Origin of the sequence: Sphingosinicella terrae, from assembly GCF_003347635.1 — a bacterium.
Classification (GTDB): Bacteria; Pseudomonadota; Alphaproteobacteria; order Sphingomonadales; family Sphingomonadaceae; genus Allosphingosinicella; species Allosphingosinicella terrae.
In genome coordinates this window covers 1-22,103 of the sequence record NZ_QDFY01000023.1, presented here as the reverse complement: position 1 = coordinate 22,103, position 22,103 = coordinate 1, and the positions used below count along the sequence as shown (strand labels likewise).

At 67.3% G+C, this 22,103-nt stretch carries 22 protein-coding genes; 13 read left to right on the top strand and 9 right to left on the bottom strand.

The genetic code is table 11. From position 1 onward, the window contains the following. Both DDE10_RS22540 and DDE10_RS22535 read right to left on the bottom strand, forming a co-directional pair. Window positions 1–999 carry a fumarylacetoacetate hydrolase family protein gene (locus DDE10_RS22540; protein WP_114955082.1) on the bottom strand — a complete coding sequence of 333 codons (999 nt, stop codon included), beginning with the start codon at window positions 997–999 and terminating at the stop codon, window positions 1–3. Further along, a complete protein-coding gene (locus DDE10_RS22535) occupies window positions 999–1,466 on the bottom strand; it encodes a nuclear transport factor 2 family protein (protein WP_162806795.1) in 468 nt (155 codons plus the stop codon). Before DDE10_RS22535 ends, DDE10_RS22540 begins: the two co-directional genes overlap by 1 nt. Before the next feature lie 223 nt (window positions 1,467–1,689). On the opposite strand from DDE10_RS22535, the gene DDE10_RS22530 reads away from it, so the two are divergent. The 7 genes from DDE10_RS22530 (at window position 1,690) to DDE10_RS22500 (ending at window position 8,790) form a co-directional block, all read left to right on the top strand. Continuing rightward, window positions 1,690–2,610 carry a LysR family transcriptional regulator gene (locus tag DDE10_RS22530; protein ID WP_114955063.1) on the top strand — a complete coding sequence of 307 codons (921 nt, stop codon included), beginning with the start codon at window positions 1,690–1,692 and terminating at the stop codon, window positions 2,608–2,610. Between the two features lie 99 nt (window positions 2,611–2,709). After that, window positions 2,710–3,816, top strand: coding sequence for a VOC family protein (locus tag DDE10_RS22525; protein ID WP_114955062.1), 1,107 nt, complete (start codon window positions 2,710–2,712; stop codon window positions 3,814–3,816). Between the two features lie 10 nt (window positions 3,817–3,826). Further along, complete coding sequence (locus tag DDE10_RS22520) at window positions 3,827–4,879, top strand: aromatic ring-hydroxylating oxygenase subunit alpha (RefSeq protein ID WP_284734839.1); 1,053 nt, start codon at window positions 3,827–3,829, stop codon at window positions 4,877–4,879. A 50-nt stretch (window positions 4,880–4,929) separates the two neighbouring features. Further along, on the top strand, window positions 4,930–5,565 hold the full coding sequence (locus DDE10_RS22515; RefSeq protein WP_162806794.1) for an O-methyltransferase: 636 nt from the start codon (window positions 4,930–4,932) through the stop codon (window positions 5,563–5,565). Continuing rightward, window positions 5,538–6,527, top strand: a complete 990-nt coding sequence (locus tag DDE10_RS22510; RefSeq protein ID WP_284734838.1) for a C-terminal binding protein — start codon at window positions 5,538–5,540, stop codon at window positions 6,525–6,527. Before DDE10_RS22515 ends, DDE10_RS22510 begins: the two co-directional genes overlap by 28 nt. After that, entirely contained in the window at window positions 6,524–7,804 is a 1,281-nt protein-coding gene (gene eno, locus DDE10_RS22505; RefSeq protein WP_114955059.1) for a phosphopyruvate hydratase, read from the top strand. Before DDE10_RS22510 ends, eno begins: the two co-directional genes overlap by 4 nt. Then, complete coding sequence (locus DDE10_RS22500; RefSeq protein WP_114955058.1) at window positions 7,801–8,790, top strand: phosphotransferase; 990 nt, start codon at window positions 7,801–7,803, stop codon at window positions 8,788–8,790. The genes eno and DDE10_RS22500 overlap by 4 nt, the downstream gene beginning before the upstream one ends. A gap of 1 nt (window position 8,791) precedes the next feature. Here DDE10_RS22500 and DDE10_RS22495 read toward each other — a convergent pair whose 3' ends face one another. Beyond that, window positions 8,792–9,478, bottom strand: coding sequence for a GntR family transcriptional regulator (locus DDE10_RS22495; RefSeq protein WP_114955057.1), 687 nt, complete (start codon window positions 9,476–9,478; stop codon window positions 8,792–8,794). Between the two features lie 56 nt (window positions 9,479–9,534). On the opposite strand from DDE10_RS22495, the gene DDE10_RS22490 reads away from it, so the two are divergent. From DDE10_RS22490 to DDE10_RS22480, 3 genes are read left to right on the top strand one after another with little or no spacing between them, the layout of a single operon-like run. After that, window positions 9,535–10,608: an aromatic ring-hydroxylating dioxygenase subunit alpha gene (locus tag DDE10_RS22490; RefSeq protein WP_114955056.1), complete on the top strand. Its 1,074-nt coding sequence runs from the start codon at window positions 9,535–9,537 to the stop codon at window positions 10,606–10,608. Beyond that, on the top strand, window positions 10,608–11,036 hold the full coding sequence (locus tag DDE10_RS22485; RefSeq protein ID WP_114955055.1) for a GlcG/HbpS family heme-binding protein: 429 nt from the start codon (window positions 10,608–10,610) through the stop codon (window positions 11,034–11,036). The genes DDE10_RS22490 and DDE10_RS22485 overlap by 1 nt, the downstream gene beginning before the upstream one ends. A 10-nt stretch (window positions 11,037–11,046) precedes the next feature. Further along, window positions 11,047–12,291 (top strand): amidohydrolase family protein, encoded by a 1,245-nt coding sequence (locus tag DDE10_RS22480; protein ID WP_114955054.1) that lies wholly within the window; start codon window positions 11,047–11,049, stop codon window positions 12,289–12,291. 4 nt (window positions 12,292–12,295) lie between these two features. Here DDE10_RS22480 and DDE10_RS22475 read toward each other — a convergent pair whose 3' ends face one another. The 6 genes from DDE10_RS22475 to DDE10_RS22450 form a co-directional block, all read right to left on the bottom strand. Continuing rightward, window positions 12,296–13,351: an amidohydrolase family protein gene (locus tag DDE10_RS22475; RefSeq protein WP_114955053.1), complete on the bottom strand. Its 1,056-nt coding sequence runs from the start codon at window positions 13,349–13,351 to the stop codon at window positions 12,296–12,298. After that, complete coding sequence (locus DDE10_RS22470) at window positions 13,351–14,478, bottom strand: FAD-dependent monooxygenase (RefSeq protein ID WP_114955052.1); 1,128 nt, start codon at window positions 14,476–14,478, stop codon at window positions 13,351–13,353. The genes DDE10_RS22475 and DDE10_RS22470 overlap by 1 nt, the downstream gene beginning before the upstream one ends. A 3-nt stretch (window positions 14,479–14,481) precedes the next feature. Then, the gene (locus DDE10_RS22465; RefSeq protein ID WP_114955051.1) at window positions 14,482–15,261 is read right to left on the bottom strand and encodes a cyclase family protein; all 780 of its coding nucleotides are present in this window, start codon (window positions 15,259–15,261) and stop codon (window positions 14,482–14,484) included. A gap of 11 nt (window positions 15,262–15,272) precedes the next feature. Continuing rightward, a complete protein-coding gene (locus DDE10_RS22460) occupies window positions 15,273–16,499 on the bottom strand; it encodes a cytochrome P450 (protein ID WP_114955050.1) in 1,227 nt (408 codons plus the stop codon). A 109-nt stretch (window positions 16,500–16,608) separates the two neighbouring features. Further along, entirely contained in the window at window positions 16,609–17,778 is a 1,170-nt protein-coding gene (gene pobA / locus DDE10_RS22455) for a 4-hydroxybenzoate 3-monooxygenase (protein ID WP_114955049.1), read from the bottom strand. Beyond that, complete coding sequence (locus DDE10_RS22450) at window positions 17,775–18,467, bottom strand: glutathione S-transferase family protein (RefSeq protein ID WP_114955048.1); 693 nt, start codon at window positions 18,465–18,467, stop codon at window positions 17,775–17,777. Before DDE10_RS22450 ends, pobA begins: the two co-directional genes overlap by 4 nt. A 237-nt stretch (window positions 18,468–18,704) precedes the next feature. Here DDE10_RS22450 and DDE10_RS22445 point away from each other — a divergent pair, with 237 nt between their 5' ends. The 3 genes from DDE10_RS22445 to DDE10_RS22435 all read left to right on the top strand — a co-directional run bounded on the left by DDE10_RS22445 (window position 18,705) and on the right by DDE10_RS22435 (window position 21,817). Beyond that, complete coding sequence (locus tag DDE10_RS22445; protein ID WP_114955047.1) at window positions 18,705–19,817, top strand: S-(hydroxymethyl)glutathione dehydrogenase/class III alcohol dehydrogenase; 1,113 nt, start codon at window positions 18,705–18,707, stop codon at window positions 19,815–19,817. A gap of 11 nt (window positions 19,818–19,828) precedes the next feature. Continuing rightward, window positions 19,829–20,146, top strand: coding sequence for a 2Fe-2S iron-sulfur cluster-binding protein (locus tag DDE10_RS22440; RefSeq protein ID WP_114955046.1), 318 nt, complete (start codon window positions 19,829–19,831; stop codon window positions 20,144–20,146). A gap of 609 nt (window positions 20,147–20,755) precedes the next feature. Beyond that, window positions 20,756–21,817 carry an SDR family oxidoreductase gene (locus tag DDE10_RS22435; protein WP_114955045.1) on the top strand — a complete coding sequence of 354 codons (1,062 nt, stop codon included), beginning with the start codon at window positions 20,756–20,758 and terminating at the stop codon, window positions 21,815–21,817. The last annotated feature ends 286 nt before the right edge of the window (window positions 21,818–22,103 follow it).

Genomic DNA, 22,103 nt, shown 5'->3' with positions numbered 1-22,103 from the left:
TCAAGCCGCCTCGAAGGCCTTGCCGCTCCCTACCGGCTCGCCGACGCAGCGCACCACCTGCGCCCCGACCAGGCCGTCAATCTCTCCGCGCATCTCGTCGCCGTCGCGGAGGAAGCGACCATAATGCGTGCCGTTGCCCGAAGGGGATCCGGTCATGATCACGTCGCCAGGCTGCAGCTCGCAATGCGCCGAGACGAATTCAATGATCTGGGCCACCCCGAAGATCATGTCGTCCGTGCCTTCATCCTGCATCACCTCGCCGTTGAGGCTCAGCCGGATGTGGAGCTTCTGCGGATCGGCGACGAAGCGGGCCGGCGTGACATAGGGACCCAGGATCTTGAAGCCGGGCGAGCCCTTGCAGGCCATCCAGTCCATGCCCAGATTCTTGAGGTCCGACCGCGTCACCAGCTCGCGCGCTGTGATGTCGTTGGCGATCATATATCCGGCGACATGGTCCAGCGCCCGCGCCGCGGGCACGCGTCGCGCCCTCCTGCCGATCAGGACGGCCAGCTCGAGCTCCCAGTCCGGCTGCTGGATGTCGTGCGGGAGGACGAGCGCCCGCTCCGGGCCTGCGATGCTGCTCCGGGCGGCCACCCAGACGAACGGCTTGCCGCTTGCGGCGCGCTGGTCCATTTCCCGCTCGCCATAAGCGCGCCGTTCCTCGGGGCTGAGATGCCCCGTGCCGCCGGCGCCGCTGTCGACGATGAGCTCGATGACATGCTTGCGGTAATTGGCGCCCGCCCCGAACAGGTTGTCGGGCATGCAGGGTAGATGGGCGACCAGCTCCCCCTCCGGCCGCCACCATCCCTCCTGCGCGGAAGCGACGGCAGCATCGATCCGGGCGCCCCAGACCTCCCATTGCCGGAACACCGACAGTAGGTCGGCCGGCGCCACGGGAATCAGCTTCGCCAGCGCGGCCACGCGTCCACCCCGGATGACGCCGGGCCAGTGGCCGCCGGCGCCTTCCGAGAAGGTGCCGAGCGCATAGATATCGCTCATCATTGGGACTCCTCTGGACCTGGACCTGGACCTGGACCTGGACCGGGCACGGAAAGGCGCACCGCATGGAAGCTGACGATTTGCCAGCGTCCGTCCCGGCGCGCCCAGACCTGCGTCACGAACGCCTTCACCTCGACTTCTTCATCCTGGCCGCGGCGCCTCACCACGTTCGTCATCGGCCCGGTCATGACGGCCGCATCCGCTCCAAGCGGCCGCACCAGAAGGGGACCGCGTCTCACGTCCAGGAACTGCAGAAACCGTCCGGCATGGTCGAGTAGATCGGCCTTGCCATGAACCATGCCGGTCGCGTGCACGTGCACCAGGTCCTCCGAGACGAGCTCCCCCAGCCGGTTCATATCGTCGTTCACGAGCGCGTCCCGACGCGACGCCTCGAGGCCGATCAGCTCGGCCTCCAGACCGTTTCCCGAGGGCCCGTTGCCGCTCCCGAATTCGGCGATGGACGCCATCGATCCCCTCCTCCCGCCGGCGCCTCTGCCCCGGGTCTTCCTTGATAGGTTCGCCTTCTGCCCACGGTCCAATCGGAAGGCGCGGTTGCAGCCATCATCCGGCGCGATAGCTCGATGCCAATCGGCGCGGCGAATGGATCGGCTGGCAAACTGCATCATCTGCTGATACGTCAGGTGAGTCAGGCTCAGCGGAATTCCGCGGGCGCAAGGAGGGGATGGAGCGATGCGCTTCGACAGGCTCGACCTCAACCTGCTGGTGGCGCTCGACGCGCTGATCGAGGATCGCAGCGTTTCCTCGGCCGCCAAGCGCCTCTATCTCAGCCAGCCAGCGCTGAGCGGCGCGCTCAACCGGTTGCGCGACTATTTCGCGGACGACCTGCTGGTACAGTCGGGACGGCAGATGATCCTCACCCCGAAAGCCGAGGAACTGCGCGGGCCGGTTCGCGAGGCGCTTTTGTTCATCCGCTCCCGGATCACCACGCCGCTCGAATTCGACCCGGCGACGGCCGAGCGCAAGTTCAGCATCGTCGCTTCGGATTATGCCTATCATGTCCTCGTCGGCGACGTGCTCCTCGACGCGTACAACCAGGCCCCGGGCGTCACGTTCGAGTTGTCTTCACCGGACCGGCTTGGCGGAGAACGCCTCGAGCGCGGGGAGATCGACCTGATGATCACGATCAACACTCACCTCAGCGATGCCCATCCGAAGCAACCTCTCTATTCGGATGAGCATGCCGTGATCTGCTGGTCCGAAGGCCGGCACAAGGATGGCCTGACCCGGGAATCCTTTATCGAGGCCGGTCACGTCATCGCCGTCTTCGGTCCCGAGCGTCATCCCGCCTTCACCGAGCTATTCTTCGCCCAGCAGGGGCTCAACCGGCGGGTCGAAGTCAGCATGCCCAGCTTCGCGGCGCTGCCTCCGGCGGTCGTGGGGACCGATCGGCTCGCGACGATGTATCGCCGGCACGCGGAATATTTTGCCAAGCGGCTTCCGATAACGATCCACGCGCCGCCGCTGCCGATGCCTGCAGTCGTCGAGGAGATGCAGTGGCACAGCCTGAGGACGAACGACCATGGGGTGCAATGGCTCGTCGGCCTCTTCAAGGCGAGGGCCGCCGCGCTTCCGCGAAATCCGGTGGAGTAGGAAACGCAGGGCGAGTGCTTATAGGTCGCATTGCGCCAATCGATTTCCGCCATGGTTTGCGCCGACCTACTAACGCGAAGAACCAGAGCGGAGAGGCACATGGCCGGCATCAATGGCGTCGAGACAGTCGTGTACGGAGTCGAGGATCTCGATGAATGCGTCCGTTATTTCGTCGACTTCGGCCTGCCGCTCGTCGCCAAGAGCCGCGACGAGGCCTTGTTCGAGCTCGAGGAAGGCTCGTCCGTGATCATTCGCCCGCTCGAGGCCGCACGGGTCGAGGGGCAGAAGCTTGTCGGCTACGGCGTCCAGCAGGTCATCTGGGGAGTCGCCAACCAGAAGCATTTCGATCGTGTCGTCGAAAAGCTCCGCCAGAGCACCGAGGTGTCGATCGATGCCGACGGGACTGCGCGCTTCCTCGACGGCGACGGCATCGCGTGCGGCCTTCGCCTTTACCCGAAGCAGCTGGTCTGGGGAGCGCCCGATCCGGTCAACAGCTACAGCAACATCAACCGGATCAACACGCATCGAAAATGGCGCCTGAAGGCGAACCCCAAGACCATCCAGCACGTCGTCTTCCAGGTTCCCGATCCCGAAGCCAGCTGGGCCTGGTATCGGGACAACCTCGATTTCCGGCTGTCGGACATCCAGCAGGGTTTCGGCGTCTTCGCGCGCGCACCCGGCACGAACGACCATCACAACATCTACTGGCTCAAGGCCGACCTGCCCTTTCCCGGCCTGGACGGGAAGACGCGCTTCAACCACGTCAACTACGGCGTCGAGGACATTGACGAGGTCATGGTCGGCGCCAACTACATGGAGCGGCGCGGCTGGCAGAAATCGGTCTGGGGCCTGGGCCGACATCGCATCGCCAGCTCGGTCTTCATGTACCTGCCCTGCCCCGCGGGCGGCGACGCCGAATATGGCACCGACAGCGACGTTCTCGACGACAGCTGGATCCCCCGCACCTGGAACTCGCGGTTCGGCACGATGAGCTTCATGCACAATCTCCAGCCGTGGATATTCGACGAAGCGCCGTGGGAGATGGGCTATGTCGAAGGGAGCACGCCGGGAAAGAATGTGCGGCCGCACCCCGCCCAGCCGCCGGAGGTGGCGGAGGTCTCCGAGGGGGACAGCCAGGGTGCGCTGCCGAACCCGACCCACAAGGAGGGCCATCACGCGGGCGAGGAGCCTCCTGCCGCCGAGTAGGGAGCACGCCGTGTACCCGTTCCGTGCGGACGAGATCTTCGTCAGAAACCGCTGGTATATCGCCGCCTTTGCCCACGAGATCACGCGAGATCCGATCGAGCGCACGTTGCTGGGCAAGCCGGTCGTCATGTACCGGACGCAGGCCGGCGCCGCCGTGGCGATGTACGGACTCTGCCCGCATCGCTACTACCCGCTCGCCCTCGGCCGGCTCGAAGGCGACGCGATCGTCTGCGGCTATCATGGCTTCGCCTTCGCCGCGGACGGCAAATGCGTGCGCATCCCTGCCCAGGAGACCGGCGCGGGCTTCTGCCAGCCCACCTACCGCATCGAGGAGCGGGGACCCTTGTGCTGGATCTGGATGGGAGATCCCGAACGCTGCGATCCCGAGCTGATCCCGCCTTATGACGATTTCGGCCTCGACCGGCCCGGCTGGCGGTTCTGCGGGGCGACGCTGCTGCCCCTGCGCGGGCGTTCGCAGCTGCTGGTGGACAATCTGATGGACCTCACCCACCTGCCCTACATCCACCACCATATCCCGGGCGGGGACGTGTTCAAGAAGACGCCGATGATCGCCGAGGAGCGCAACCGCTCGTTCCGGCTGCGGCGGCTGGTGCAGACGCCGTGGACCGGGTTCTTCGATCTGCTCTATGGCGCCGAGCATCGCTTCGACGGGCTGTGCGAGATGGAGTCGGTCACCGATTTCTATGGCCCGGAGCTCATCAGGACGAGCGGGCCGGTGATCACCGCCGTGGCGGGCCTGGACTCGGTCCCCCCGGAGATTGGCGAGCTCTATTTCCTGCACGGCATCACCCCCGAGACCGAGACGACGACCCATTATTGGGGTTTCATGACCCGCAATTTCCGGCTCGAGGACAACGCGCTCGACGCTGCCCTTCTCCGGATGGACGTCGAGGTTCGCGGCCAGGATGTGACGGCGATCGAAATCGTCGAGCGTCGCGTCGAGGAAGCGGCGAAGGTGCAGCGAGAGCTCCTCGCCAGGTCCGACGCCCCCGCGGTCAAGGTGCGCCAGAAGATCCAGGCGATGCTCGATGCCGAAGGCTGAGGCCGCTTCAAGCAATGTCATTGGGCTGCGACCGAACGAGGGAGGAAGGGATGGCTGACCAAGCTTTTGCCAAGGTGCTGGCGCGCTATGAGGAACGTGCCGCGCAGGAAGCCGAGCTCTGGCGCTCGACCCCGCCTGGAGAGATGTTCGCCCGCCGCGACGAGATGCTCCTCCATGTCGGCGCCGAGGCGGCGGAGTTCCTCCGCGCGCTCGCGGTGGCGCGCGGCGCCAGGCATCTGGTCGAGCTCGGCACGTCCTACGGCTATTCCACCCTTTTCCTGGCCGAGGCGGCGCGCCGCACCGGCGGCAAGCTCACCACGTTCGAGCTCGACGAGAACAAGCAGGCCTATGCCCGGGCGCAGCTCGCCGAAGCGGATCTGGCCGATCATGTCGACTGGAAGCTCGGCGATGCCGTGGCTCTGCTCGACGAGCTGGCGGGCGAAATCGACTTCGTCCTGATCGACCTTTGGAAGGACCTCTACGTGCCCTGCCTCGACAAGCTCCACCCGAAGCTCGCCACGCAGGCGATCATCGCCGCCGACAACATGCTCTATCCCGAAATGTCGAGGCCCGACGCCGAAGCCTATCGCCAGGCCGTCCGCGACAAGGGCGATTTCCAGTCGATGTTGCTGCCTATCGGCAGCGGCATCGAGCTTTCATGCCTCTGGCGCAGCCCCACCGCCTGATGGCCGTCGTCGTCCAGACTGACTTCGCCTGGCCCGACGTCGGGATCGAACGGGCGGTCATCGAGGGCGCCGGGCATCAGCTGATCGCCGGTGACTCGACCCCCATGCCGGCCGACGCCGTCGCGCGGCTGGTCGCGCAGCATGACCCACAGGCGATCATGACCTGCTGGGCCGAGGTCGGCGCGGCTGCGATCGCGGCGCCGTCCGCCCTGCGCATCGTGCAGCGGATCGGCGTCGGGCTCGACAATATCGACGTGGCGGTCGCGACCGGGCGGGGCGCCTGGGTCGCCAACGTGCCCGATTATTGCGTCCCCGAGGTCTCCGACCACGCCATCGCGCTGCTGCTCGACTGGGCCAGGGGCATCGCGGCTTTCGACCGCGACGTCAAGGCAGGCCGCTGGGATCCCGCCGCAGCAAGGCTTCGCCGCGTGTCCGATCTGGTCGTCGGCATCGTCGGCTACGGCCGGATCGGCCGAAGCACCGCCGCCAAGCTCCGGGCCTTCGGCTGCCGGATACTGGCGCACAGCCGCAGCGCCTTCGCGGACCCGCCTGTGGAAGCGCGCTCGCTCGATTCGCTGCTCGCCGATGCCGACGTGGTCGTCATCCACGCGCCCCTGACGAACGAGACGCACCATCTGATCGACGGCGCCCGGCTGCGGCGGATGCGGCGAGGCTCCTTCCTGATCAATGTGAGCCGGGGGCCCATCGTCGACGCCGATGCCCTGATCGAGGCGCTGGAGGACGGGCACATCTCCGGAGCCGGGCTCGATGTGGTCGAAGGCGAGCCCGATCCGCCGCGCGCGCTCGTCGATCGTGCGGACGTGATCGTCACGCCGCACGTGGCCTTCTCGTCGGACGCGTCCCTGGCCGAGCTGCGACGCCGTGCCGCGGAAGAGGTGGTGCGGGTCCTGGCGGGCGAGCCGCCGCATCATCCCTGCAACCGACCGGAGAGCCGCTCGTGACTGCCACCACAATCGTCTCCGTCCACGCGCGTCAGATCCTCGACAGCCGCGGACGTCCCACCGTGGAGGCGGAGGTCGGCCTTGCCGACGGGACGGTCGGACGGGCCTCGGCACCTTCCGGTGCGTCGACCGGAAAAGCCGAAGCGGTCGAGCTGCGCGACGGCGGCGAGGCCTGGGAGGGGCGCGGCGTCGGCCGGGCCGTCGAGAACATCCTCGGCGAGATCGCCACCTTGCTCCGGGGCCGGGATGCGCTCGACCAGCAGGCGCTGGACCTGCGGATGCGCGAACAGGACGGCACGCCGAACCTGGCGCGCCTCGGCGGGAACGCGGTGCTCGCCGTCAGCCTCGCCGCGCTGCGCGCGTCGGCGCTTTCGCTGAAGCAGCCGCTCTTCCGCCGCCTCGCGGACCTGGCGGAGGTCGAGCCAACCATGCCCCTGCCGATGGTGAACATCCTTTCGGGAGGCCTCCATGCGGGGCGCGGAATGGACGTCCAGGATTTCCTGGCGATGCCGGTCGGCGCTTCGTCCTATTCGCAGGCGCTCGAATGGACCTGCCGCGTGCGGTCGGCCGCGGCGGCGCTGTGTGCCGAGCGCGGGCTGCCCACCCTGCTCGCCGACGAGGGCGGCCTGTCGCCGGGCTTCGCCACTTCTGAGGAAGCGCTTGACCTGATGGTTCAAGCCTTCGAAAGGGCCGGGCTCAGGCCGGGCCAACAAGTCGCGATCGTGCTCGACATCGCCTCGTCGTCGCTCGTCGACGCCCGGGGCCATTATCCGTTTCCGCGGCAGCGGCGGACCTACAGCGCTGCCGAGATGATCGAACTCCAGGCCGGCTGGGTCGAACGCTATCCGATCCTGTCGATCGAGGACGGCCTTGGCGAGGACGACTGGGACAATTGGCCGGCGATGACCGAAAGGCTGAGGCATGTGCAGCTCGTCGGAGACGATCTGTTCGCGACGCAGCCGGACCGGATCCGCCGGGCGATCGACGGCGGGATCGCCAATGCCGCCCTCATCAAGGTCAACCAGAACGGAACGGTGAGCGGCACGCTCGAAGCGATCCGGACGGCCCGCGGCGGCGGCTATGCGACGGTGATCTCGGCACGCTCGGGGGAGACGGAGGACGATTTCCTCGCCGACCTCGCCGTCGGCGTCGCCGGTGGTCAGATCAAGATCGGCTCGGTGCGCAACTCGGAGCGTCTAGCCAAGTACAACCAGCTGCTGCGGATCGAGGAAACCGGGCTCGCCTGGGCCGGCCGATCCCGTCTCGCACCGCTGTGACCGCGCCCGAGCCGGACCTCGCCTTCTTCCTTCGGGAACAGGCGCTCGCCGGGGCCGACGAGGAGGGCGTCTGGACCCCCCTTGCCGGCGGCGTCTCGTCCGACATCTGGAAGGTCGAGACGAGCCGGGGCGCCTGCTGCGTCAAGCGGGCGCTGGCGCGGCTGAAGGTCGCGGTGCCCTGGGAGGCGCCGATCGAGCGCAACCGCTACGAGTGGGACTATATGCAGGTCGCCAGCGCGGTCGCACCCGGGTCCGTGCCGGCGCCGCTCGCCCACGATCCGAAGCGGGGCGTGCTGGCCATGGCCTGGCTGGCCCCCGACCGGCATCGACTCTGGAAGGGCGAGCTGCTCGCCGGCCGCGCCGACGCGGGCTTCGCCGCGGCGGTCGGCGACCTGGTCGGCCGGATCCATGCGGCCACCGCGCGCGATCCGTCGATACCGGCCCGCTTCGCGACTGACGCCAGTTTTCACGCCCTTCGGCTCGACGCCTATCTGCTCGAGACCGCAAGGCGGCACCCGGACCTGGCGCCGCGGATGGAGGCGCTCGTGCACAGGACGGCCTCGACGCGGCGGGCGCTGGTCCACGGCGACGTCAGCCCGAAGAACATCATGATCGGGCCGACGGGTCCCGTGCTGCTCGATGCGGAGGTCGCCTGGTTTGGCGATCCCGCCTTCGATCTCGCCTTTTGCCTGAACCACCTCGTCATCAAGGCCCGCAAGGTCGCTGGTGCGCGGCGCGACCTGATCGCGAGCGCCGATGCGCTTCGCCGCACCTATCTGGCGCGGGTCGACTGGGAGCCGGTCGAGTCGCTCGAGCAGCGCGCGGCAGCCTTGCTGCCGGCGCTGGCCCTCGCCCGCGTCGACGGAAAGTCCCCGCTCGAATATCTGGACTCCGGCCAGCAAGGGGCGTTGCGAAGCGCCGCCCGCGCTGCCCTTCTGCGAGATCCACGCAGCCTCGTCGACGCTTCCCGGCAGCTGCTCGGCTGATTCAGGCGGCAAAGGCGGCGCTGAATCGTTCCGGCCCGAGGGCACCGACCGTCAGCATGACGTGGCTCCGGATGGTCTGCTCGAGCGCGGCACCGTCATGGCCGAGGGCGAGGTCGAGCAGGCGCTGGTGCTCGCCGATCAGGTCGTCGCCGGTGATCCGCTCGAACGGCAGCTGCCGGTAATAGCGGCTGTGCTGGCGCTCGAGCCGCACCTGCATCTCCATCAGCCGAGGCGACTCGCAACCGGCGAGCAGCGCCTCATGGAAGCGGTGATGCGCATCATAATAAGCCTGGCGGTGCGCCCTGTCGGCGAGGTTGCGCTCGGCACGCCGCCTGAGCAGGTGAAAGGCGGAGACGAGGCTCGCCTCCCACGCCTCGTCGGCGCGCTCCGCCGCCTCGCGCGCCGCGGCGCCTTCGACCAGGGCGCGAGTGCGCGAGATGTCCCAAAGGTCCTCATAGCTCAGCGGCGGAACGCGAAAGCCGCGGCCGTTGCTGAGCTCGACGAGCCCTTCCACGAGGAGGCGCGACAGCGCCTCGCGTAACGGTGTCGCGCCGGTCGCATAGCGCTTGCGCAGCAGGTCGATGCGCAGACGCGTCCCGGCTGGCAGCACCGAGTTGATGATGTCCGAGCGAAGCCGCGCCTGCACGGCGTCGACCAGGGTCTCGTCAGGTTCTCGCAGCTCCATCATCGGCAACTTGCCATTTTATCGATAAAATTGCAAGACAGATACGAGGAGATCGAATCATGGCGACGAATATTCAAAGCGTCGCGCCGCGCTGGCAGCCGCCGCGCGCGGCCGGAGAGCGCAACTACCCCTACAATTGCTGGTGGGTCGCCGCTTTCTCGGACGAGGTCGGGCGCGCGCTACTCGGACGCTGGCTGCTGGAGACGCCGGTCCTGCTGTTCCGAAAGGAGAACGGAGAGATTGCGGCGATCGAGAACCGCTGCCCACACCGGGGAGCCCCGCTGTCGCTGGGCTGCCTCAACGGCGACACCGTCCAGTGCGGCTATCATGGCTTCACGTTCGACGAGGCGGGAAAGTGCATCAACGTTCCCTCGATGCGGGCGCCCCTCCCCGCTGCGCAGATTCGCGCCTTCCCGGTTGTCGAGCAGCATCCCTTCATCTGGATCTATCTCGGCGATCCGTCGGCGATCGACTCCGTTCCCGCGCCGCCGAAGCTGGATTGGGCGGAGGATGGCCGTTTCGCGATCGTATCCGGTCGCCTCGACGTCGAAGCCAATTACATGCTCCTCAAGGAGAATGTGCTGGACCTCACCCATTTCGGCTACGTCCACGCCTCCACCTTCCAGATCACCGATTGGGTCGACCCGCCCGCGTTCAGCACGAAAGGCGAGACGACCTCCTACCACCAGACCTTCACCCGCACGCCGCTCCCGCCCGTCTTCGCGGAGCCGCTCGGCCTTGCTCCGGGCACGCTCTACGATCGTGACAATTACGGATCGTTCGTTTCGCCGGCGCTCCAGGTCGCGGCGGTCGACCTCAAGGACCCGGACTCCGGTGAGGTGGCCGGCCGCTTCCGCGTGAGCCATGCGACGACGCCCATCGACGAGCGAAGCATGTATTATTTCTGGGTGGCGGGCCGGGATCACGGCACGTCCGAGGCGGAGCTGGCGGCACTCAAGGCGCTGACCGAGCGCGGCTTCGCCGAGGACGAGACCATGATCGAGGCGATCGAGGCGTTGCGCCGGAAGGATCCTCGCGGCGCCGCCGCGCCCGAGGTCAGCGTCAAGATGGATACGGCCGGCATCCAGGCCCGCCGCATCGTCCAGCGCTGGATGACGCGGGAAACCGCCTGATGCTGAGCCTCGAGCAAGCGAGCCGGATCATCGATGCGGCCTTGGATGCAGGCCGCGCCAGAGGGTTTCATCCTCTCTGCATCGTGGTGCTCGACGCCGGCGGCCACGCGCTGGCGCTGAAGCGCGACGAGCGGGCTTCGATCTCCCGCCCTGAAATCGCGACGGCCAAGGCAGCCGGTTGCCTCGGCATGGGATTTGGCGGGCGGGAGATTGCAAGGCGGGCGCAGGCCGTGCCGGCCTTCATCGCGGCGCTGAACGGGATCTTCCCGAAGGGCATTCTGCCGGTGCCCGGCGGCGTGCTGATCCGCAATTCCGATGGAGCGCTGGTCGGCGCCGTCGGTATCAGCGGCGACTCGTCGCACAATGATGAAATCTGCGCCGTTGCCGGCATCGAGGCGGCCGGACTCGTCGCCGACACGGGCGCCTGAGGGACGGGCAATGACGGACACGCTCTTCACCAACGTGATGATCTTCGACGGATCAGGCGATCCCCTCTTCCCGGGCGAGGTGCTCGTGCGCGGCAACTACATCGCTGCGGTGGCGCGGGGCGAGGCGCAGCTGGACGGCACGGGCGCCACCCTCGTCGACGGCGGCGGAATGACCCTGATGCCCGGCCTGGTCGAGGGGCACGCCCATCTCACCTGGCCCTCATCGGTGGAACGCGTGGTCAACACGATGAAGCTCCCGCTCGAGGAGCATCTCCTGGTCACCGCCCGCAATGCACGCATCACGCTCGATCACGGCTTCACCAGCGCCTATTCCGCCGGATCGCTCGGCGAGCGGTTCGAGGTGGCGCTGCGCGACATGATCGACAGCGGCGGCCTGCCGGGGCCGCGCCTGCGCGCCTCCGCGCTCGAGAAGGGCGCGGAAGGCGTGTTGGGCGTTCCGGAAGGCCATGATCCCACCCACGACCGGGACATTGCCGGCCTGCGCGAATATGTCTTCCGGATGAAGGCGCTCGGCTGCGACACGATCAAGTTCCTGATGTCGAGCGACGAGGGCTTCGCCCCCGGCGGGGCCCAGCTGCTGATGTATTCGGAGGAGGAAGCGCAGGCGATCGGCGAGGCCGCGCGCGAGGCCGGGATCTGGCTCGCCTGCCACGCCCAGGCGGCCGAGGCGGTGAAGCGCGCCTGTCGCGCCGGATTCCGCGCCATCTATCATTGCACCTATGCCGACGAGGAAGCGCTCGACATGCTCGAGGCGCGCAAGGACGCGCTGTTCACCGCGCCCGCCCCGGGCCTGCTCTACGCCCGGGTCCATGAGGCGCAGGAATTCGGCATCGGCCGGCCCGAAGCCGAGCGGCTGGGCGCCGTCTCCGGCCTTGAGCTGATGGCCGAGGTCTATCCGAAGATGAAGAAGCGCGGCATCCGGGTCCTTCCCGGCGGCGATTACGGCTTTCCCTACAATCCGGTCGGCCGCAATGCGCGCGACCTGCAGCTGTTCGTCGAACTGCTCGGCTTCTCGCCGAGCGAGGCGCTGGTCGCGGCGACCCGCCACGGCGGCGCGCTGATGGACCTGCCCGTCGGCGAGGTGAAGGAAGGGATGTTCGCCGACCTCCTGCTGGTCGACGGCGATCCCACGAAGGATGTCGCCATCCTCCAGGACAAGGCACGCATTCCCGCCGTGATGAAGGATGGCAGGTTCCACCGGACGCCGGTCAGGGGGCTGCCCCTCGCCGCCTGAGGCCCTAGTCCTCGACCACCAGGCCAAGCAGCCCGGCGGCGTTGAGCCCAAGGATCCTGGCCTTGGCACCGTCGTCGAGCCGCGCGTGGAAGCCGACCGGATCGGGTTCGGCCATGTCGAACGGATAGTCGGTTCCCAGGCAGAGCCTGTCGGCGCCATGGGTCGCGACCAGCCAGTCGAGCTCGTCCTGATCGAACACCAATGTGTCGAGCCAGACCTGGCGCAGATAGGCGGAGGGCTCGCGCTGGATGTGCTGACGGCAATCCTCCCGCGCCCGATAGGCATGGTCCATCCGCCCCCAATAACCGGGAAGGTAGCCGCCGCCATGGGCCACGCAGAGCTTCAGCCCGGGATGCGCGTCGAGCACGCCGCCGAAGATCAGGTGGCTGAGCGCGATCGTCGACTCGATCGGATTGCCGATGATGTTGTTGAGATAATGCTCCGACAGCCGCTCCCCATGGGTGAAGCCGAGCGGGTGCATGAAGATGAGGACCCCGAGCGCCTCGGCCTCGGCGAAGAAGGCCCTGAACTCGGGGTCGGCGAGTTCCCTGCCGTTCACGTTGGAGCTGATCTCGATGCCGCGCAGGTCGAGCTCGCCCACGCAGCGGCGCATCTCCTCCACGGCCATCCCGACATTCTGGAACGGCACCGTCCCCATGCCGACGAGCCGGCCCGGATGCTTCGCCACGGCGGCGGCGATGCCGTCATTGACGATGCGGGCGGCGTCGCGGCCGAGCTCGGGCGGCGCGAAATAGTAATATTGCCCCGGCGAAGGGCTGATCGCCTGCACGTCCACGCCGAGCGCATCCATGTCGGCGATACGCTGTTCGACTCCATTGAGCTTGGGGCCGATCGCGGCGAACAGTCTGGCGTTCACCGCATTGGAAGCGGACGAGGAAAAGGGAAGCGGATTGGGCGGGTCGGGAATCTCGGCGCGGATCAGCGCGTCCGCCGCGCCGATGTTCAGGTGGCAATGCATGTCGACCACCAGATGCGTGCCGCGTTGCCTGACCGGGATCGGTCGTCGTCCATGCCCGCAGGCCGCAATCACGTCGTTCATCAGATCGGCTCCGCCAGCTTCCCCATCGCCTGCCCCATGCGCATGCCGATCTCCTCCGCCGGCGCGCCTTCGAGCTGGCGCGCGGCGATGCCGACGCTGCTGTCGACGATGAACTTGCATCGATCGTACCGGCGACCGGTGAACGCCTCCAGCGCTGCCGGAACGTCGCCGCCGGCCCGGTCCAGCTCCTCGGCAAGCACCAGGGCGTCCTCGACCGCCATGCCGGCACCACTGGCGAGGTGGGGCGTGGTCGCATGAGCGGCATCGCCGATCAGCACGACCCTGCCCTTGTGCCACGGCCGCGGCTGGATCGCATATTCGAAAGGGCGCTGGACGATCGACGAATGCGGCCCCAGCCCGTCGCGAACGACCGCCATCGAGCCTCCGAAATCGGCCATGAGGTCGCGCAGAAACGCCGCCTTCTCCCCGTCCGGAATCCGGCGGGGCTCGGGTTCGCGATGGAGGATGAACGCGTACACCTCGCCTTGCGAGCAGGGATTGATGCCGCCGACATATTTGTGGCCGAAGAAGAAATGGGCGACATCCATCTCCGGCGGCCGCGGCGCGACGACGCGCCAGCTCATCTGCCCGGTATAGACCGGGGCGACCGGGCTTTCGAACAGCTTCGCGCGCAGGTCCGAATAGATCCCGTCTGCCCCGACGATCAGATCGAAGCGGCCGGCGGAGCCGTCGCTGAGCTCGACCTCGGCGCCGTCCTCGTCCTGCTCCAGCCGCCCGACCGTGACGCCGAGCCTCACCTTCGCCCCGGCATTCCGAACGGCGCTCGACATGATCTGATGCAGTTTCGGCCGCATGATCCCGCCGGACGCGGGGAGCCCCGGCTCGATCGGCGGCGTCACCGTCTTCGACAGCAGGGTTCCGTCGTAGAGGAACATGTGCCCGCCGACCGAGAAGAAGCCCTCGCGCTGGATCGCCTCGAACAGGCCAAGGTCGCGGAATGCCCTCAGCGTCGGGCCGGTGATCGTGATGCCCGCCCCATAGACCTTCCATTCGGGGTCGATGTCGACGAGCTCGACCTCCGCCCCCTGCCTGCGCAGCGCGATGGCGGCGGCCATTCCCCCGATGCCGCCACCGACGATCAGCGCGCGAGTCGCCCCCTTGCTCATCCTTCACTCCTCGAAAATCGCGACGGCACGCGTCCAGCCCGCTGAGGCGCCCTTCACCTTGTGCGGGAAGCAGGACACGGTGAAACCGAACGGCGGCAACGCCTCGAGATTGTGGAGCTTCTCGAGGTGGCAATAGCCGATGTCGCGGCCGGCCTTGTGCCCCTCCCAGATCAGCGACGTGTCGCCGGTCTCGGCCACCCGCTGCGCGGTGTAGCTGAACGGTGCGTCCCAGGACCAGGCGTCGGTCCCGGTCACCCGCACGCCGCGCTCGAGCAGGTACATGGTCGCCTCGTAGCCCATGCCGCAGCCGATATTGACGAAGTTCGGGTTGCCCACCGCCTTCCCGGCGGCGGTGTTGACGAGGACGATGTCGAAGGGCTGCAGCTCGTGGCCGATGCGCTCGAGCTCCGCCTCCACGTCCGCGGCGGTGACGACATAGCCGTTCTCAAGATGACGGAAGTCCAGCTTCACGCCCGGGCGGAAGCACCAGTCGAGCGGAACCTCGTCGATCGTGATCGCCCGCTCGCCCCGGTCCATCGTCGGATGATAATGGTAGGGGGCATCGAGATGCGTCCCGTTGTGGGTTGTCAACGTAACCCACTCGGCGGCGGCGAAGCCCGCGGCATCGGGCGTGTCCTGCGCCGTCACGCCCGGGAAGAAATGCTGCAGCTCCGCGACCGTCTCGGCATGCGTCTGGTAGGTGATCTTCGGACGCATGAAAGGCGGATCGGTGATGACGTCATTTTCCAGATAGATGGATAGATCGACAAAGCGGTGCTGCATGATCCTGTCCCTCAGGCGGGCTCGATCTCGACCGGCAGGCTGGCGATCGCGTGGAGCGTGTTGTTGAGCCGGCGCTCCGGCTCGCCCGCCAGCCTGATCTCGCGCACCCGGGGGATCAAGGCCTCCAGCACCAGCTCGCCCTCGAACCGGGCCACCATCTGCCCGAGGCATTGATGGATCCCGAACCCGAACCCGACATGGCCGCTGGTCGCGCGCGAGAGGTCGTAGCGGTCCGGCGCCTCCCATCTGCGCGGGTCGCGATTGGCCGCGGCGAGGAAGAGCAGGACCTTGGATCCCTCAGGGATCGAGGTTCCCTCCACCGTCACGTCCCGCGCCGTCGTGCGGAAGAAGGTCTGCACCGTCGAGTCCCAGCGCAGGCTCTCCTCGAACGCCCTCTTCGCCAGCCCGGGCTCGGCGCGAAGCCGCTCCCACTGGTCGGGGTGGGTCGCGAGCGCGAGGATCATGTGGCTGATGCCGTTGACCGTCGTGTCGACCCCGGCCGAAAGGAAGGAGCGGACCAGGCGCTCCGCTTCCTCGGACGTGCATTCGCCCGTGTCGGCGGCCTCGTACACCGCCCTCCCCCATCCTCCGGGCGCGAGATTCTCGCGCTTGCAGGCCTGCGCGACCCAGGCGACGGCGTCGCCCGCAATTGCGTTGCCGCGCTCGAACACGGCGTTCCGAGGGCCGAAGGCGTTGAACGTCGCGGCCGCATAGACGAGCAGCTGCTCGCGCCCTTCCGCGGGAACCCCGATCGCGTCGGGAAAGACCCGCATCGGATAGGCCTCCCCCAGATCGGCAACCGCGTCGAAACGCCTCTTCTCCAGCAGCTCGTCGGCCAGCGCCTCGGCGTGCGCCGCCCAGGTCGGGCGCAGCGCCTTCAGCGCCTTGAGCGAGACGATCCGGTTCATCAGGCCGCGCGTGCGGTCGTGGAGCGGCGGATCGGCCTCCAGCAGCAGCGACGGCGGCCGCCACGGCTCCTCCTTGGCGAAGTCGGCCAGCCCGACGCCGCGGCCCGAGCAATAGGTCTCATGATCGCGCAGGGCCGCCTGCACCTGCGCGTAGCGGGCCATGCCAAAGGCGCCGATCCGCTCGAGCCAGACGACCGGTCCGGCATCGCGGATCGATTCATGATGCGCATAAGGGTCGGCCAGAAAGGCCTCGTCGAACGGATCGACGGGCAGCGTGGGACAGCCGCGCGCGAGCGCCTGCGGCTCGGCCTGCGTCGATGCGCGCTCCATCTCGATCCTCCCCGGCCGATGGGCCGGATTCTTGATAGCGGGCGTGCCCGGAAGAGGGAAAACGCTTCGCCCGATGCCAGCTATAAGGCTGGACTATCCGGTCCCTCGTTCAGAGCGGCAGGCCGACATAATTCTCGGCGATCGCGGTGCGCATCGCCGCCGAGCCCGCCACATAATCGAGCTCCGCCACCTGCATCGCCCGATCGAAGGCTCCCGCGCCGGGGAAGCGGTGCATGAGGTTGGTCAGGTACCAGCTGAACCGCGCCGCCTTCCAGACCCGGGCGAGGGCCCGCTCGGAATAGCCCTCGACCAGCGCGCCCTCCCCGCGACGGAACCAGGCGATCAGGGCCTCCGACAGATAAGCCACGTCGGACGCGGCGAGATTGAGCCCCTTGGCGCCGGTCGGCGGTACGATGTGGGCGGCATCGCCGGCAAGGCACAGCCGGCCGAAGCGCATCGGCTCGAACACGAACGATCTCAAGGGCGCGATCGACTTCTCGAGCGCAGGGCCTCGCGTCATCGCCGCCGCCGCCTCCGGTCCGAGCCTGACGGCGAGCTCGTCCCAGAGACGCTCGTCGGGCCAGTCCTCAAGCTTCTCGTCGAGGGGAACCTGGACATAGTAGCGGCTGCGCGTCGGCGAGCGCATCGAGGCCAAAGCAAAGCCGCGCTCATGGTTCGAATAGATGAGCTCGTGATGGCAGGGCGGCACGTCGGCAAGGATGCCGAGCCATCCGAACGGATAGGCGCGTTCATATTCCCGGCCGGCGGCGGCGGGAACGGCGCGCCGGGAGACGCCGTGATAGCCGTCGCAGCCAGCGACGAACGCGCATCGCAGCCGCTCGGGGCGCCCGTCGCGCGCGAAGCTGACTTCCGGCGCCTCGGAATCGAGGCCGTGGAGGGCGACATCCGCGGCCTCCCAGACGATCTCGAGGCCCCTGACGCCCGCCGCCTCTATCAGGTCCTTGGTCAGCTCCGTCTGGCCGTAGACGGTCAGCTGCCTGCCCGTCAGCGCCTCGACGTCGATGCGGATCAGCCGCTGCCCGTCGGCCAGGCTGAAGCCGGTCTCGATCATGCCCTCGCGGCGCAGCCGGTCCCCGAGACCGAGCCTTTCGACCAGGTCGGTGGTGGTGCGCTCGAGCACGCCGGCGCGGATGCGGCCTTCGACATGGGCGCGGGTCTGACGCTCGAGGATGACCGCTTCGACGCCGGCCGCATGCAGGGCGTGGCCGAGCAGCAGCCCGGCCGGTCCGGCGCCGATGATCGCGACCGCGGTGTTCACGCGGTGGGAGCGGGCGGAACCGGGATCTTGAAGGCGAGCCCCCTGGAGTCGAGCTCGGCCTCGGCCTCCGCCTCGCGGGCAATCACCCGCTGGACGCTGGTCCGCGACTCCATCCGTCGATAATGGGCACCGATATTCGGATAGGCCGCGCTATCGAACCCCGCTCCGGTGATGCGGAACCACACCCAGTAGAAATAGGCGTCGACGGCCGAGAAATTCTCGCCGAGCAGCCAGGGCTGCCGGCCGAGCAGCGCCTCGGCGGGCGCAAGCTGGGCGCGCATGGCCTCCTCCGCCTTGGCACGCACCTGTTCAGGGCCGCCGGGCAGGTCGCAGAAGAAGAAGGGCAGCCTGATCCGCGTGACGATCGGGTGGAGGTCCGAGGCGCACCAGACCAGCTGGCTCAATATCCGCGCCTCCTCGAACGGATTGCCGCCGAAAGGCAGCAAGCCGGCCTCGGGAAAGGCGCGGGCCAGGAAGGTGAGGATGGCTGCATTCTGCGCAACCGGCCGCCCGTCGGCGACCAGCAGCGGCACCTTTCCGGCGGGGTTCATCGCCAGATAGTCCGGCGACCGGTGCTCGCCCTTCATGAAGGCGACCAGATGCGTCTCGTAATCGACGCCGAGCTCCTCCAGCGCGATCAGGGAGACGCGCGAGCAGGCGCCCGGGGCAAAGAACAGCTTCAGGTGCATTCTCATTCTCCCGCCGGTCAGCGCACTCGCCCATGCCTAGCCGCGAGCGGACCAGCTGAGAAAACGGTCGCACGGATAGCTGCCATAGATGGAGGTGATGCCGGATCGCCGCGGCTCGAAGTGGCTCTCCTGCCGCCGTGGCTATCGGCCCTGCTTATGAATCGGAGCGGCCGATCCGATTGGACCTGCTCCAAAAGCGGCGCTTATGCGGGAAGCGCCAGCCGCGCAGGAGATGCCATGAAGACCAGAGCCGCCATCGCCGTCGCGCCGAACCAGCCGCTGGAGGTTCACGAGGTCGATCTCGAAGGACCAAAGGCCGGCGAGGTGCTGGTCGAGATCATGGCGACGGGCGTGTGCCACACCGACGCCTACACGCTCGAGGGCAAGGACAGCGAGGGCATCTTCCCCTCGATCCTCGGCCATGAAGGCGCCGGCATCGTCCGCGAGGTCGGCCCCGGCGTCACGTCCGTGGCCGTCGGCGACCATGTCATCCCGCTCTACACGCCCGAATGCCGGCAGTGCAAAAGCTGCCTGTCGCGCAAGACCAACCTGTGCACCGCCATCCGCGGCACCCAGGGCAAGGGCGTGATGCCGGACGGCACCAGCCGCTTCCGCCTCGGCGGGGAGACCATCTACCATTATATGGGCTGTTCGACCTTCTCCAACTTCACGGTGATGCCGGAGATCGCGGTCGCCAAGGTCCGCTCCGACGCCCCGTTCGACAAGATCTGCTATATCGGCTGCGGCGTCACCACCGGGGTCGGCGCGGTGATCTGGACCGCGGGGGTCGAGCCCGGTTCCAACGTGGTCGTCTTCGGCCTGGGCGGAATCGGCCTCAACGTCATCCAGGGCGCGAAGCTGGTCGGGGCCGACCGGATCGTCGGCATCGACGTCAATCCGGCCAAGCGGGCGATGGCCGAGCAGTTCGGCATGACTCACTTCATCAATCCCAACGAAGTCGGGCAGGACAAGCTCGTCCAGGCGATCCTCGACGTCACCGACGGCGGCGCCGATTACAGCTTCGACTGCACCGGCAATACCGACGTCATGCGCGCGGCGCTGGAATGCTGCCACCGCGGCTGGGGCGTCTCGACGATCATCGGCGTCGCCGAGGCCGGCCGCGAAATCTCGACTCGGCCGTTCCAGCTGGTCACCGGCCGCGTCTGGAAGGGCTCGGCCTTCGGCGGCGCCCGCGGCCGCACCGACGTGCCGCGCATCGTCGACTGGTACATGGACGGCAAGATCGAGATCGACCCGCTCATCACCCACACCATGAAGCTCGACGACATCAACAAGGCGTTCGACCTGATGCATGCCGGCGAGAGCATCCGCAGCGTCGTGGTCTATTGAAGGGGACAGGCATGCCGACGATCAGGATCAGGACCCGCGACGGCACCGAGGCGCAGGTCGAGGCCGAGGCCGGCCTATCGGTCATGGAGGTCATACGCGAGAACGGCTTCGACGAGCTGCTCGCCTTCTGCGGCGGATGCTGCTCCTGCGCGACCTGTCACGTTCATGTGGATCCGGAATTCATCGACAGCCTGCCGGAGATGTCGGCGGACGAGAACGACCTGCTGGACTCCTCCGATCACCGGACGCGCTACTCGCGGCTTTCCTGCCAGATCCGGGTCGAAGACGCTCCCGACGGACTATGCGTGCAGATCGCGCCGGAAGACTGATCGTCACGCCCGATAAGGCTAGGACGGAAGGCCGCTTTCCACGACCTCTCCATCAGTTTCCGCAACGGGCGCAAAGCCCGCATAAAGCGGTGGGAGCACCTCACTCTTAATCAGCGGGTCCTAGGTTCGAGCCCTAGTGCGTCCACCACCTTTTCAAGCACTTAGCAGCCCCCTCCTCCTGCCGAAATTCAAAAGGTAGCAGGCTAGGTAGCGAGCGGTATGGGACGAGCTGAGACCTCCTTGAGGTAATTGGGAAGCTCGAGCCGCTCGCGGCCCGCCGTTCGCCTGATCGGGTTGGAGTCCGATTGATGGAGCGTGTACTGAGAATCTCTCCAAACGTCCGCATTCGGAAGTGTTGTAAAGCCTCCTGGGCGGCTGGGAAGGGCGCGCTCCCGCCTAGGCGCTTTTCGGCTGGACCTGGCCGTGAGCGGTCGGTCTGCTTTGAGACACTTCCCTAGCGAACTCGGACGCTCCGGCGCTACGCGTGACAAACGCAGAGCCAGCGGAGCCAATTAGGGGGGTCTTGCGCCCTGGTCCGCCTCCGAGACGTTGGTGTGCGATTGTTAGCGCGACCGTTGAGTTGCGCCCTCCAGAAGACGGGACTCGATAATGGCACGTACGGCACTGGTGGTGGGCGCAAGCGGGATCATCGGCAGCGCGACGGCGGATCTTCTCCTGAGCGAAGGCTGGACGGTGCACGGCCTTTCCCGCCGTCCGGGCCGGCAATCGGGCATTATGCCGGTCGCAGCCGACCTACAGGACGGGGCCGCAACCGCCGCCGCGCTGGCCAATCTCCGCCCAGACGCGGTGTTCATCACGACTTGGCTGCGGCAGGACAGCGAAGCGGAGAATATCCGGGTCAACGCAGAGATGGTGCGCAACCTTCTGGGCGGGCTGCGCGCGGGTGGCAGCACCCGGCACGTCGCGCTGGTGACGGGCCTCAAACATTATCTCGGGCCGTTCGAGGCGTATGGAAACGGCGCGCTGCCGCAGACGCCCTTCCGGGAGGATCAGGGGCGTCTCGACGTCGAGAATTTCTATTATGCGCAGGAGGACGAGGTGTTCGCCGCTGCCGAGCGCGATGACTTCTCGTGGAGCGTCCACCGGCCGCACACCGTGATCGGCGTAGCGGTTGGCAATGCGATGAATATGGGCACCACCCTAGCCGTCTACGCCACGTTGTGCCGCGAGACGGGCCGTCCGTTCCGCTTCCCCGGCTCTGCCGCTCAGTGGAACGGGCTTACCGACATGACCGACGCCCGGCTGCTCTCCCGTCATCTGCTCTGGGCTGCGACTACGCCCGAGGCGCAGAATGAGGCGTTTAATGTGGTTAATGGCGACGTCTTCCGCTGGAGCTGGATGTGGGGACGCCTCGCGGAATGGTTCGGCCTCGAGCCTGCCGAGTTCGACGGCTCGGTCCTACCGCTGGAAGTGCAGATGGCAGATGACAGTCCGGTGTGGCGCAGCATCGCCGAGCGCGATGGGTTGGTCGAGCCGGACCTGGAGCGGCTTTCTTCTCCGTGGCACACGGACGCCGACCTTGGTCGTCCAATCGAAGTGGTCACCGACATGAGCAAGAGCCGTAAGCTTGGCTTCACCGTTTACCGATCCACGGACGATGCATTCTTCGACCTGTTTGCGCGGCTGCGGGCAGAGCGCCTCATCCCGTAGACTTCAGCAGAATCGCCGGATTGGCCGATCCCATACTGGCTGTCGTCCTCGCCATGAAGGTAAAGGCGGAAGTCCGGACCCGAGGTCGATCCCGCTTAGCACCCACGCCGGCGCCAGCTCGATGAGAAATGAAGCCTCTTGCACATTGCGCTCCGAGCTCATACTTCAATGATTGAAGTCGCTAGGGTTGGGAGAGAATGAAGCCGAAATCCTTCGCCGGTATGCGCTGCTCGATTGCAGGGGCGCTCGAACTGATTGGAGATCGCTGGGCGCTGCTTGTCATCAG